Origin of the sequence: Wolbachia endosymbiont of Oedothorax gibbosus (assembly GCF_936270435.1) — a bacterium.
Classification (GTDB): Bacteria; Pseudomonadota; Alphaproteobacteria; order Rickettsiales; family Anaplasmataceae; genus Wolbachia.
The window spans coordinates 545,320-558,706 of the sequence record NZ_OW370567.1; the positions used below are offsets into that span (position 1 = coordinate 545,320).

The 13,387-nt window shown below is 35.8% G+C and carries 8 protein-coding genes and 6 pseudogenes; 9 read left to right on the plus strand and 5 right to left on the minus strand.

All coding sequences use genetic code 11. The features are described from left to right. Positions 1–5: 5 nt before the first annotated feature. From plsX to NBW39_RS02740, 5 genes and pseudogenes are all read left to right on the plus strand, one after another. The gene (plsX, locus tag NBW39_RS02715) at positions 6–1,043 is read left to right on the plus strand and encodes a phosphate acyltransferase PlsX (protein ID WP_250295739.1); all 1,038 of its coding nucleotides are present in this window, start codon (positions 6–8) and stop codon (positions 1,041–1,043) included. After that, positions 1,036–1,992, plus strand: coding sequence for a beta-ketoacyl-ACP synthase III (locus tag NBW39_RS02720; RefSeq protein ID WP_250295542.1), 957 nt, complete (start codon positions 1,036–1,038; stop codon positions 1,990–1,992). Before plsX ends, NBW39_RS02720 begins: the two co-directional genes overlap by 8 nt. A 201-nt stretch (positions 1,993–2,193) precedes the next feature. Then, positions 2,194–3,310 (plus strand): annotated as a pseudogene (locus NBW39_RS09185) (IS3 family transposase). 339 nt (positions 3,311–3,649) lie between these two features. Next, a pseudogene (locus NBW39_RS02735) lies at positions 3,650–4,358 on the plus strand (DUF6444 domain-containing protein); the annotation flags it as partial. Positions 4,359–4,446: 88 nt separating this feature from the next. After that, positions 4,447–4,927: pseudogene (locus tag NBW39_RS02740) on the plus strand (helix-turn-helix domain-containing protein); the annotation flags it as partial. A 36-nt stretch (positions 4,928–4,963) separates the two neighbouring features. On the opposite strand, the gene NBW39_RS02745 reads toward NBW39_RS02740, so the two are convergent. Then, a complete protein-coding gene (locus tag NBW39_RS02745; RefSeq protein WP_250295731.1) occupies positions 4,964–6,202 on the minus strand; it encodes an IS256 family transposase in 1,239 nt (412 codons plus the stop codon). 74 nt (positions 6,203–6,276) lie between these two features. Here NBW39_RS02745 and NBW39_RS02750 point away from each other — a divergent pair. After that, positions 6,277–6,853 (plus strand): annotated as a pseudogene (locus NBW39_RS02750) (integrase core domain-containing protein); the annotation flags it as partial. A gap of 90 nt (positions 6,854–6,943) precedes the next feature. Here the strand turns inward: NBW39_RS02750 and NBW39_RS02755 are convergent. After that, positions 6,944–8,788 (minus strand): peptidoglycan D,D-transpeptidase FtsI family protein, encoded by a 1,845-nt coding sequence (locus NBW39_RS02755; RefSeq protein ID WP_250295543.1) that lies wholly within the window; start codon positions 8,786–8,788, stop codon positions 6,944–6,946. Between the two features lie 20 nt (positions 8,789–8,808). On the opposite strand from NBW39_RS02755, the gene ispH reads away from it, so the two are divergent. Both ispH and NBW39_RS02765 read left to right on the plus strand, forming a co-directional pair. After that, entirely contained in the window at positions 8,809–9,741 is a 933-nt protein-coding gene (gene ispH / locus NBW39_RS02760; protein ID WP_250295740.1) for a 4-hydroxy-3-methylbut-2-enyl diphosphate reductase, read from the plus strand. 320 nt (positions 9,742–10,061) lie between these two features. Beyond that, positions 10,062–11,100, plus strand: a pseudogene (locus NBW39_RS02765) (IS110 family RNA-guided transposase). Between the two features lie 74 nt (positions 11,101–11,174). On the opposite strand, the pseudogene NBW39_RS02770 reads toward NBW39_RS02765, so the two are convergent. The 3 genes and pseudogenes from NBW39_RS02770 to NBW39_RS02780 form a co-directional block, all read right to left on the minus strand. Further along, a pseudogene (locus NBW39_RS02770) lies at positions 11,175–11,344 on the minus strand (IS5/IS1182 family transposase); the annotation flags it as partial. Positions 11,345–11,399: 55 nt separating this feature from the next. After that, positions 11,400–12,206, minus strand: coding sequence for an SDR family oxidoreductase (locus tag NBW39_RS02775; RefSeq protein ID WP_250295544.1), 807 nt, complete (start codon positions 12,204–12,206; stop codon positions 11,400–11,402). Between the two features lie 5 nt (positions 12,207–12,211). Then, positions 12,212–12,856 carry an alpha/beta hydrolase gene (locus NBW39_RS02780; RefSeq protein WP_370273760.1) on the minus strand — a complete coding sequence of 215 codons (645 nt, stop codon included), beginning with the start codon at positions 12,854–12,856 and terminating at the stop codon, positions 12,212–12,214. A 337-nt stretch (positions 12,857–13,193) separates the two neighbouring features. Between NBW39_RS02780 and NBW39_RS08905 the strand changes: the two genes are divergently transcribed. Next, a complete protein-coding gene (locus NBW39_RS08905; RefSeq protein ID WP_370273762.1) occupies positions 13,194–13,376 on the plus strand; it encodes a hypothetical protein in 183 nt (60 codons plus the stop codon). The last annotated feature ends 11 nt before the right edge of the window (positions 13,377–13,387 follow it).

Sequence of the window (13,387 nt, forward strand, 5' to 3'; positions counted from 1 at the left end):
ATGATATGTTATCTACGGTCAATAATAATATAGTTATTGCACTTGACGCTATGGGGGGCGATTTTGCGCCTCTTTCCGTAATTCAGGGCGCTGGTTTTTTTTTGGATAATCTTGTTGACCCAGGAATTAAAGTTTTTTTTCATATTTATGGAGATAAGGAAGAAGTATCTCCTTTGCTTTTGAAATATAAAAAAGTAAGTAACAATTCTGAATTTACTCATTGTTCTGACAATGTCCTTGCAAATGATAAGCCATCTTTTGCGCTGAGACATCGTAAAGACTCAAGTATGAAGGCTGCAATTGTTGCAGTAAAAGAAGGTAAAGCTTTCGGAGTGGTATCTTCAGGTAATACTGGAGCATTGATGGCAATTTCCAGATTTATTTTAGGAACATTACCAAATATTTATCGCCCTGCTATTGCGTCTGTCTGTCCAACTAAGACAAAGAGCTTTGCATTGCTTGACCTTGGTGCAAATGTTGATTGTAATGCCGACTCATTATTTCAATTTGCATTAATGGGAAGTATATTTGCAAAAGTAGCGCTAAAAATTGACAATCCTGAGGTTGCTTTGCTAAATATCGGTACAGAAGAAGTTAAAGGCACTGACTCAGTACGCGGCGCTTTTGAGTTGCTTAAAAACGCTCCAGGCATTAATTTCAAAGGGTATATAGAGGCAAGTGAGTTCTTAGAGGGTAATATAGATGTGATTGTTGCTGATGGTTTTGTTGGCAATGTAATGCTCAAAACGGCTGAGGCAACCGCTAGTACCTTTATCAATCTAATAAAGCAGGAAGTACTGAGCTCATGGGCAGCAAAAATGCTTGTTGGTATATTGTTAAAATCCAGACTAAATAAAACACTAACGCGTTTTAATCCTAAAATTAGAAATGGAGCTATGTTTTTAGGGCTGAATGGTATCATCATTAAAAGTCATGGAAATTCTGATGCTATTTCTTTTGCCCATGCCATAAAATTTGCAGTAAATGCAATTAGTGAAAATTTAAATCAAAAGATAATTAATGGGGTAAGTCACGTTGAATAAAAGTTTTATATTAAGCACTGGATCTTACCTACCAAGAAAAACGTTGAGTAACAACGAAATTGCATCGATAGTTGAGACAAGCGATGAATGGATAAGGCAGAGAACAGGAATAGTTCAAAGGCATATAGCAGATGAAGGAGAATTAACGTCAGACTTAGCTGTAAATGCAGCAAGAAATGCTATAGAAAAAGCTAAAATTTCAGTAGATGAAATTGATTTAATCATAGTTGCCACAACAACGCCTGATAAAACTTTGCCTAGCTGTGCAACGATTGTACAAAGTAAGTTAAAATGTAAAAACGCATTTTCTTTTGATGTACAAGCAGCATGCTCTGGTTTTATATATGCAGTTACAGTTGCTGATTCGCTCATAAAATCTAACAATAGAATTAAATGTGCGCTCGTTATTGGCGCTGAAATAATGTCTAGGATTGTTGATTGGGAAGATAGATCAACTTGTATACTCTTTGGTGATGGTGCTGGTGCAGTGGTGATGAAATCAAAAATTGATAAAAGTGGCATCATATCAACAAACTTACATTCCGATGGTAATGTAGATATATTATGTACAAGTGGAGGAGTGTCCTCAACTGGCAATTCTGGAAAAATATGCATGAATGGAACAGAAGTGTTTAAATATGCGGTAGACAAGTTAACAGCTTCAGTAGAGGAAGCACTAAGATGCAATAATTTAAAAATTACTGAGATTGATTGGTTAATTCCCCATCAAGCAAACATTCGTATTATTGAAGCAGTAGTAAAGAAATTAGATTTTTCTATAGAGAAAGTGATTAATACCGTTGATAAGCATGCAAATACCTCAGCGGCATCAATTCCACTGGCCTTAGACTATGCAATACAAGAATCAAAAATAAAATTAGGAAGCCAGGGACTGCTGATTGCAATAGGCGCAGGCCTGACCTGGGGTTCCGTGTTGCTGCGCTATTAGACTTCCTGCATTACCTCCTGTCACCCAAGTAGCTATATAGGTTGTTACTGAATTTTTATCAGCAAACAGCACGTTCGGTTTTCCTGGAGTTCTTTTCTCAGTTGGGGATTGTTTGTAAATAACATGACCTTACCCAGAAAAAGTAGAGAGGAAGTTAAGCCATTTTTGAGGTAAAATAAAACATGATCATGAGGGCTTATTATGGTAAAGAACAGAAAGAATTACACAGTGGAATTTAAATTAGAGGCAATAAAGTTGGTAAAGGAAACGGGGCAGTCAGCAAGCAAAATAGCTAAAGATTTAGGAATAGATAACAGTACACTAAGTGACTGGATAAAAAAATATAACGAAAAAGGATCAATAGAAGAAGCATTTCCTGGTAAGGGAAAGTTGGCACCATGTGATAAAGAAAAGTTTGAATTAAAGAAAGAACTAACAAGAGTTACTAGAGAAAGAGACATTTTAAAAAAAGCCCTGGGCAAGTCACAAAGAGTAAAATATTTATTTATCAAAAAGCATAGAAACTACTATAAAGTACAGGAGTTATGCAGGATTTTCTGCTAGCGGCTACTACAAATGGACTAGTAAGAAGAAAAGCAGCAAAGAATCAACAAGGGAGCAGTTTCTAGCAGATATTCAAAAAATATACCAAGCATCTAATTGTAGATATGGTGCACCTAAAATTCATGCTGAACTAAAGGCTTTAGGTAAAAATTGCAACATCAAAACAGTGCAGGATGTCATGCAAAAAAATGGCATTCAAGCTAGACTGAGGCGAAGATTCAAAAGCAAAAAACAGCAGACTGACAATAGCTCCCAATATATTGGACCAAAACTTTACTACTAGTCAGCCAAACAAAGTATGGGTAACTGATATTACATACATAAAAACTAAGGATGGTTGGCTATATTTGGCAGCAATAATTGATCTATATTCACGTATGGTAGTTAATGAGTAGTACAATAACTAAGCATAGATGCTTTATTGATGGCTGTTGATAAGCGCAAACCAGCCAAAGATCTGCTATTTCATAGTGATCAAGGTTCACAATATACCTCTAAAAATTATCAATTTTTACTGAATACAAAAAGTATTATTTCTAGCATGAGTCACAAAGGTTGTTGTTACGATAATGCTGTTTCGGAGAGCTTTTTTAGTTCACTAAAGAGGGAATTACTCATTGATACCTCACAACACTCCGCACAACAAGCTAGAACCGCAATATTTGAATACATAGAAATTTTTTATAACAAACAACGTAGACATTCTACTATTAACTATTGCATTCCTGAAAAATTTGATTCATCATTTTCATAATGAAAATGGCTTAACTTCCTCTCTACTTTTTCTGGGTAAGGTCAGTTTGTTGGTTCCAAAAAAGTAGCGCTACTCTTTGGTATAATTAAAGGAAAGCCAATATTATAAACTCTACTAGTAAAATTAACTGGACTAAAAAATCCACATAAACCAGAAGGATATATACACTGTTGATGATTAAGATTTACTGTTAAGTAAAAGAAACTATTTTTAACAGAATAACCTATTTTGGTTTGCTTAATTACTTCATCAATACCCTTACTGTACGGTATCCGTTCAGGGGAGCGGCAAAATAAGGTAGACAAAGCAAGATAATAAAGATAATCATAGAGCAAAAATGTGGTAAACTTTTTAGAACTCTGCAAAAATTTACAGCAAAAAATAGAAAAGTTGGAAGGGAGGATAGAAGAGTTAGAGGCAGAAAATAAGGCCTTGAGGATTGAGAACGCTGAGTTGAAAGAGAGGCTTGGTTTAAACTCGAAAAATTCATCTCTGCCAAGCTCTAAAGAATTATACAAAATAAAGAAGGACAAGCCAAAGAGCGACAGAAACGTCGGTGGTCAGGTTGGTCATAAAGGAAGTTTTCGCGCCAAAATGGATGCAGATGAGGTGATAAAAGTAAAGTTGTCATCTACTTGTGAATGCGGAGGAGAGATTGCAATATGCAAGGGACCGTACATTCATCAAAAAGTTGATCTTCCGTAAATTAGGCCTTATGTAGTGGAATATCAATGGTCGTTGCCGGAGATGCGGGAAAAGAAGAAGCAGTAAGTTACCAGAAGGTGTTACGCCAGATACATTTGGTCCAAAAGTTAAGTCAACAATCGCGGCGCTGAGCGGATTTTACAAGAACTCGAAAAGAGAAATAGCAAATATTATAAAAAATATTTTCAACCTGGACATCAGTGTTGGTAGCGTGTCAAATAGCGAGGCTAGAGTTGCAGAAAAATGCCAAGAAGCATATGAGCAGATCGAACAAGAGATAAGTAGAAGTAAAGTTCTACTTATTGATGAAACGAGCCATTATAACAAAGGTAAGCTCGCTTGGTTCTCTAATTGCACATAAGTCAACAATAATGTGTAATAGTTTAGACTTGATCTGACAGGCAAACAAAGTAAGATAAAAATATGAACAAATTTTAAAGGAGTGTCAGGCAACACAAGAAAAAATACTAAAACCAAAGTTGGGATTGCTAGAACTTGCAAAGCAATTAGGAAATGTATCACAGGCGTGTAAGGTAATGGGATATTCAAGGGATACATTTTACCGCTTCAAAGAACTGTATGAAACAGGAGGAGAAGAGCGAAAAGCAAGCCATTATATGCAAATAGAGTATCGGAGGATATAGAAAAAGCAGTAATTGAAATAGCAATAGAATTTCCAGCATATGGACAAGAAAGAGCAGCAAACGAAGAGAGGAATTCTCATCTCTGCAAGTGGAATAAGATCAGTGTGGCAAAGAAACAATCTTGAAAATTTCAAAAAGAGGTTAAAGGCATTAGAAGCAAAAGTAGCTCAGCATTTTAACAGAAGAGCAGATAACAGCTCTAGAGAAGGCTAAGGAAGAAAAAGAGGCCCATGGAGAAATTGAAACAGAGCATCCAGGATACTTGGGTAGGGGAATGTTCAAAAAAGTGTGTCAAACCGCATTTTTAATTCAACTCAATTTTCAATCTACCAGGAAAGAAAATATCAAGTTGAGATATAGTTAAAGCCCAATTAGGTATAGCCATAATCCAATTTTGCTCTGCCTTTTTTATAGCACAATATACCTGTTTGTACAAGGCATTTGTACTAGTAAATGAGCCCTTAGTTTTAGTGAATTTTCTAATCTGTCTATGCAACCCCTCAATAGGATTGGTGGTATAAATCAGCTTTCTAACTGGCCCAGAATACTTAAAATAACCAGATAAATTTTCCCAATTATTTTGCCACGATTTTATAACCAAAGGATATTTTTCACCCCATTTTTCTTCCAGCTCAAGCAAATAATTCTCAGCGATTTCTTTACTTGAAGCACGATATATTTTCTTCAAATCGTTCATGAAAACTTTCACATCTTTGCTGGATACATATTTCAATGAATTCCTTATCTGATGCACTATACATAGCTGTACTTCTGCTTTAGGAAACACACTATTTATTGCTGCAGGAAAACTTTTTAGACCATCGACGCAGGCAATCAGAATATCCTCTACTCCTCTCTCTTTTAGGTCATTTAATACCCCTAACCAGAAGTTGGCTCCCTCACTTTCGGCTAAATAAAAGCCTAGTACCTCTTTTCTGCCATTTTGATCTACGCCTAATATATTATACATGCATTTACTTACGCAATGCCCGTCCTCCTTAACTTTGAAAAACATGCCATCCATGAACACTATTGGGTACACAGACTGCAATGGGCGACTACGCCATTCGTTGATTACCGGTAGCAATTTGTCGGTAATACTTGATATCTCTGCCGCCGATATTTTGTGATCATAAATTTCCTCAACGTGTGACGCTATATCTCTATAACTCATACCACTGGCAAATGTGCTCAAGATCTTCGTTTCAAGCTCTGGATGTAAGTTTGTTTGCCTTTTTTTGACTATTTGCGGCTCAAAACTTCCTTCTCTATCCCTTGGCGTCAAAAGTTCAAATGAACCGGCACTTGTCCTTAAAGTCTTTCCATTTCTCCCATTTCTTCGATTATTTTCTTCGCTTTCAGCCAACAAGTGATTTTCTATTTCACCTTCCAAACTTGCCTCCAGCAGCTTTTTTATCAATGGTGTTAATACTCCGTCCCTTCCCGTCAGCGGCCTTCCTTCTCGTATAGACGACAGGATATTTGTTTCTAATTCTTTATAATCTACCAATCCAGTAGTTTTATTTGCTATTCTTTGATTCATATGTGAAACCTCCATTTTTTTTATATCAATTTATTACTTTTTTTTCGGTTTGACACACTTTTTTGAACATTCCCTTGGGTAGCCAAGACAGTTATTATGTGGGTAATATCAAAGGTATTGGAAGAATTTACCAGCAAACCTTTGTTGATACCTATTCTAGAGTTGCTTTTGCTAAGCTTTACACAGAAAGGACTGCTATCACAGGTGCAGATCTTCTTAATGATAGGGTAATACCGTTTTTTGATGAACAGAAAGTATCATTACTACGCGTTTTGACGGATCGTGGTACAGAGTATTGTGGCAGACCGGAAAATCACGCTTACCAGCTGTATTTGGGGGTAGAAAATATTGATCATTCTCGAACCAAAGCTCGTTCTCCACAGACTAATGGCATATGTGAAAGGTTCCACAGAACTATGCAAGATCAATATTATCTTTAGAAAGAAAATTTACACCTCTTTGGCAGAACTTCAGTTAGATGTAGACCATTGGGTGCATTCTTACAATAGATCTAGACCGCATTCAGGTAAATATTGCTATCCTATGCAAACCTTTTTTGATAGTATGCATATTGCTTATCAGAAAAATATTGATAGCATTAAACAGGATGCTGATTTTGGTTTTGACTTTGTCAATTCTTCTGTCAGTTAATTCACGCCTGTCAGATCAAGTCTAAACTATTACACCTTATGCTACTTTTCCTTAACTTGACGCGTATGGTTTTTTGAACATTCCCTAATGTTACATCTCAGGTGTAACATTTAGTATAGGCGCTATTCTATTTATAATGTTCTTTACTATAGGCGCAGCAATTATTCCCCCGGTATGGTGCATCCCTTGAGGCTCATCAATAGCAATTAGCACTATGTACCTTGGGTCAAGCATAGTCAGCACTCCTATAAATGACGCTATGTTTGCATCTTTGCTATATTTACCATCTACAACTTTTTCCGCCGATCCGGTCTTTCCCCCTATTGAATATGCCTTTATTTTTGCTTTCCTGCCAGTGCCATCTGTTACTGCTGCACGTAATAATTTTCTCATTTCCCTGGAAGTTCTTCTTGAGATAATTTGCTCTCCTATACTTCTTTTATTCAACATCAAGGTTGCGTTATGAAATATTCCATTGTTGATTAATGCTGCTGCAGTTTGTGCAAGATGTATAGGAGTTACAGCTATGCCATAACCATAAGATGCTGTTATTAAAGTGTTTTCACTCCATTTATCCGGGATTATCGGTGTAGATTTTTCTGGTATTTCTATTTTCAAAGGAGAAAATAGCTTCATAGCTTTAAAGTATTCTACTTGTTTTTCAATGCCTAATTTGACTGCAATTTTTGCTGCACCAATGTTGGATGATTTTACAAATATATCTTGCACAGTAATTTTTGGAATTTTAGATTTGTGAAAATCCTGAATTTTATACTTTCCAATGGTGATTGGTGTTGATACGTCATATAAATCGCTAGTTTTTGTAACGTTTGCATCAAGCGCTGCGGCTATTGTAAAGAATTTTAATACCGAGCCCATCTCATACACCCCAAGACTGGCGCGATTAAACTTTTGTACGTCTTCTGCCTTACTCTGTAGGTTGGGGTTAAAATCAGGTAGACTGACCATCGAGATGATTTCACTATTTCTCACATTTAAAACAATTCCTACTCCGCCAAGTGCCTGATACCTGCTTACAGCTTTAGTTAGCTCTTCATGCACTATGCTTTGCACTCGTGTATCTAAGGATAGTTGAACATATTGATCAGCAGAGCGTGACCATCCCTGTCGGATGACAGAAGATTGTGCAGAAGCTTGGTCTGGTGTCATTCCAGTGCACTGACACTGGAATCCAGTTTTATGCGCAATTTCATCACAAACATTGTTTTTGACATATGTTTCTGGAATCCGTTGTTCATCACATAATTTGTCAGTATTTTTATATCTGGATCCCAGTGTCACGCACTGGGATGACACCATCTGTTGTGTGGGGAATTGCTGTGCAGGAATTGCTTTCAAGTTGCAAAATTCATACAACTGTATATCAGGTACTTGGATAACAGAATGTTGTTTGTTTTTACTTATATATGCCTCAACTCCTGCAATACCGTTACCATCTATGTCAGTGTAACCAAGCACGTGTGAAAATAAATTACTGTGAGGATATATACGTTTTACGTCGTTATAGAAGTTTATTCCTGGCACGCCGGCATTTTTTATTGCTAACAGTTCTTTTGGAGTCAAGTGCCGCTTTATCCAAGCAAATTTCTTTTCTGAAGTAAGTACTCTATATAAGTTCTCGTATTCAAGATCATTCAAAATAGAACACAGTTGTGCTGCTATACTTTCCGGATTCTTTATTTTGGTTGCATCTGTATATAGTGATGTTGTGGCCACATTTGTTGCTATTACCACTCCATTTCTATCTAAAATATCAGGTTGTTTATGTACTGTATTATCTTTTCTAAAATTTTCTGAAGTAGTAGGTTGATCAAATGTTAAAGAGAATATGCGAAAAATAATTATTATATAAAACGTAAATAATGGTACTATAAAACACAGTGAGCGGAGCTTATTTTTAAGTAATGCTTGCATATTTACTTGATTTGACAAAAATGGAAATCATCTTAGCTGAGCCGCGAGGTTTTTGTGCCGGGGTAAAAAGAGCTGTGGACATATTAGCTATCACTTTAGAAAAATACAAAAACAAGTGCCAAGTTTATGTGCTACACGAAATTGTTCACAATAAATATATAGTAGAGGACTTTAAGAGACAAGGAGTGGTTTTTGTGAACAGTATCGAGGAAATTGAAGATAATGGAGGAATACTGATCTTCAGCGCGCACGGAGTATCAAAAAATATAGAAGATGAGGCAAAAAGAAAGGGTATTCAAGTGATTGATGCAACATGTCCTTTAGTCAGCAAAGTGCATAAAGAGGCAAAAAGGTATGAAAACGGTGGTAAAGAATTAATTCTCATTGGGCATGAAAACCATCCAGAAGTTAAGGGAATTAGGGGAAGAGTAAACAATCCTATCACTTTAGTACAAACTTTGCAGGATGTAAGCAATTTAAAAGTTAAAAATCCAGATAATTTGTCTTATGTTACACAAACCACATTAAGCATCGACGATACCCGTGAAATTATTGTTGCCCTGAAGCTCAGATTTCCAGGCATAACAGGTCCAGATTTAAAGGACATATGCTATGCAACGCAAAACAGACAAAATGCTGTTAAAAAGCTAGCTGAAATTGTAGACATGATGTTAGTTGTAGGAAGTAAAAATAGCTCAAATTCAAACCGCTTATTAGATCTGTGCACTGCCAGAGGAAAAAGAGCCTACTTGATTGATAATTACAGATGTGTGAATAAAAGCTGGTTTCAGGGCATAGAAAAGATAGGAATCACCGCAGGTGCTTCCGCTCCTGACATATTGGTTGATGAATTAATGAACTACCTAAAAGTAAACCTGAGTGTAAAAATTTCAGTTATGCCAGGTGGTATTATTGAAAATGTTCAGTTTAAAATACCGAATCTGGTACACTAAATTTCTCTTGAAATTACACTCAAACCAGCATCTATAGCTAACCGTCGCGGTATCTCATACCAAACTTCGTTATTGGGAAGATGGTATGAATAGTATTATATTGCTTAGTTGGAAGCAAGAGAAGATAATAACTTCTCAGAGTGGATAGGTGGCAGGTTGACTATTTGTCTGAGGCACTTTCTATTTTCATTAGAAAGAAGACCTCGTTGGGAAGATTAATTGCCTATGCCACCGAAAATCATCGTGAGGCTCACAAAATGTGATGACCTCGTATAGGAGTTTGGACCAACCGGCAATATTCTACTCTGATATATTGAAATATGCAATTGGAGGAAAAAATATGCGTCACATTGGTACATACCAATAGTTTTACTACTTGTTACTTACAAGAAGGGAAACCTGAGCATATTCAAACGTTTCGTTTAAAAGACTTGGATAATTTTATCGAAGGTCTTCAAGAAACAGATGAAGTAGCTATAGAAGCAACAGGTAACAGCTGTTTCTTTTATGATGCAGTTTCACCTTATGTTAAACGTGTCGTGATAATTGCTCACGGACAGTTCGAAGTTGTTCGCCGCTCTGTACACAAAACAGACAAGCATGATGCACGAGCTATTGCTTTCTTTCTAAGCAAAGATATGCTGCCTGAGGCAAGATATAAAAGCAAACAATGTCAGTAGTTAGCTTCTCTTCTTCAAGCAAGAGATCTGTTAGTAAAATCAAAGGTATCTTTAATCAATAAAATGCATGGTCTTTTTAATTACCATGGGATAAAGATTAAAAAGGAGGTACTTACAACTAAAGTGGGATTTGAGAGTTCTATTCAAAAGTATACCTGGGATACTTTAGAAAAAGTTGAAATTGAAGTGATTAGTTATCATTTAGAAGCTATCCGAGAAAGCCTTAAAAAACTCGAAAAGGAAATTATAGCTTTTGCTAAACAACTTCCTGGATTTAACAATCTTATCAGCATAAAGGGAATTGGCTCAATTTCTGCAGCTATTTTTATCACGACAATTGGAGACATTAATGATTTCCGTAGGCCTGAGAAACTTACTGCATATTTTGGAGTTGTACCAAGAGTTTCTCAATCCAATCAGCAATGTACAGTTGGAAGAATTACCAAACGAGGGTCAAAAATAGCGCGTACTTCTTTAGTTCAATGTACTTGGATTGCTATACGTTACAGCCCTTACTTGAAAAGCTTTTATGAGCATATAAAAAAGAAGCGTGGTTCTGCCAAGGCTATAACTGCTACTGCCAAGGAAATTCCTGATAACCATTTTCTATACTCTTAAAAATGATTGGGTTTTTAAAGATTTCACAAAATTTGAATTTTTTACTGGACAACAATCATAGGAGACAAATACGATAAATTAGCTTAGCAGAAAGCGCTCTTTTTCATTTGTCTAATTACTATTGAGATTTGGTATCAGTACCATAAGTAGCCTGTCTTCTATACAAAGTTTACTTTTTCTCCCGCTTTTAGCTTTTTTTCTTCCTCGTCTAGAATTTCTACCATTCGCTCAAATGTTGCTTTTTTTACCCCTGTTAAACGTCGAAACTTTTCTCCTTCTAACTCTTTTATTTCATTATATTTCATACTTTCAAATATTCGATTCTACACTCCCTATAACAATTTTGAAAGAAGTCTAGTATCATTTTGATATGATTTTAGTTTTTTTTACGTGCAAATTCTCTAACCCCACTTTGTAGTTAGGATAAATTAAAGAGACATTAAGATCTTTTTTAATTTTAACATTACTTACTTTTTTTGATCCTAAATAAAAACTCTGTGCATAATCTGGTAACTCAATTGGCTCTGGAGGGCTAACATTGAGAAGTTTGGCCGCATACATTATCACTTCAGATTGTGTAGTGGGTAAATCGTCTGCACAATTGTATATTTCACCAGGTTTTATGTTTTGCATGGAAGAAAATAGAATATTCGATATATCTTCAACGTGAATACGAGAAAAAAAATGCCCTTCCTTTTTCACATTTCTTGCTTTGCCAAGCTGCAAGTCAATTAACACGTTCCTACCAGGACCGTATATTCCAGCTAAACGAAAAATATGTACAGGCAGTTTGCTATTTAGCCACTTCTTTTCAGATCTAAGGCGCTTTTCTCCTCTGATTTCTATAGGTTTTGTTTTAGATTCCTCATTCACCCAATTACCAGAGTGATCACCATAGACGCTAGTTGCAGACAAATAACCAAACCATTTAACATTTTGCAGGCAATCACCGTATCTCTCCACAACATCATCACCATCTGGAGGAATAGAAATTAAAACGTGCGTTGCGCTTTTAAGCAGATCTTGACTAACTTTCTCATAATTAAAGAGGATTACATTTTGTATATTTTTACTTCTTGATGTGCCACTGACTTTCCAACCTAAGTTCAGTAGTTTTTTCGATAAAAATTTAGCTACATATCCATAACCAAAGCAAAACAAGTGCATAGAAGTTAGTTGCTGAAATTTTTCTTGATAAACTCTATACCTAATTTTATTCCCTCTTCATTAATAATATGCCCTAATGCATGAATTGGGTGTCCTTCAACATTTACTCCATTTTCTTTCAGAGCTTTAACCGCTAAGTCGAGAGACGAAAAAGGTACCACGTCGTCAGCATCACCATGGATAACACATATGTTAGGTTTTGACTTGATCTCTGGTGCAGTTTTTGAAGGTGAAAGAAACCTACCAGAGTATGCAACAACTGATGCACAGGATTGAGAGCGGGTGAGAGCTGTATGTATTGCAAGCATTGCTCCTTGAGAAAATCCAACTAAAGAAAGTTGCGTATCTTTTAAATTAAGCTCCTTTAATTTTGTATCAATGAAATGATTTACAATTGATGTAGCATTTTTTACTCCATTATATAGCGCTTCCTCACTACGATCTTCCAAGCTGAACCACTGATAACCATCACCTATTTCTCTTTCAAACGGAGCATTGGGTACTGCAAAATATGAACCCAGTAAAAACTTGCTCATAACTTTAGCAAGGTGAATGAAATTATCGCCACTTGAGCCCCAACCATGTAAAAAAACAATCAAATTTTTCTTATTTCCGCCTGCACAAATTTCTGGGCCGTTAAGTTCAATCATTTCTTTTCCTTTTGCGTTTATATTTTTATTTAACACTAATTTTCAAATTTGTAAAACCAATGTGCAATTATGTACACTATAGTATTTTCTAAAATAAATGATAAATTTCCATTATAGTATTACCAACTAATACCAATTCCTAAAAATAAATAGACGAATAAAGAAAAATTTCTAAAATAGAATAATTTAAGAATTAATGAGGAGTTATGGCAGCAAGCAATAGGAGAAGAATTATATAATAAGAGTAAGCTGGAATTACGGCATAAGAGGAGAGATAGGAAGAAGATTACAGGCAATAATATCTGCAAAAGAATATGGAATAACAAAAGTTGCTCAAATATACCGAGTTACTAGAACTACATTGATGAAGTGGATTACAAGATTTAAGGAAGGAGGAGTCATTACTCCGCCAACAATGTTGCAAATTTTTCTTTTCTTCTCCATTATGTCCAGAAGAGTTTGGCAGCTCTTTTATGCGGAACACCACGTTTACATCCTCAATGTCAATTATCTTAACTAATGTTCTAATAA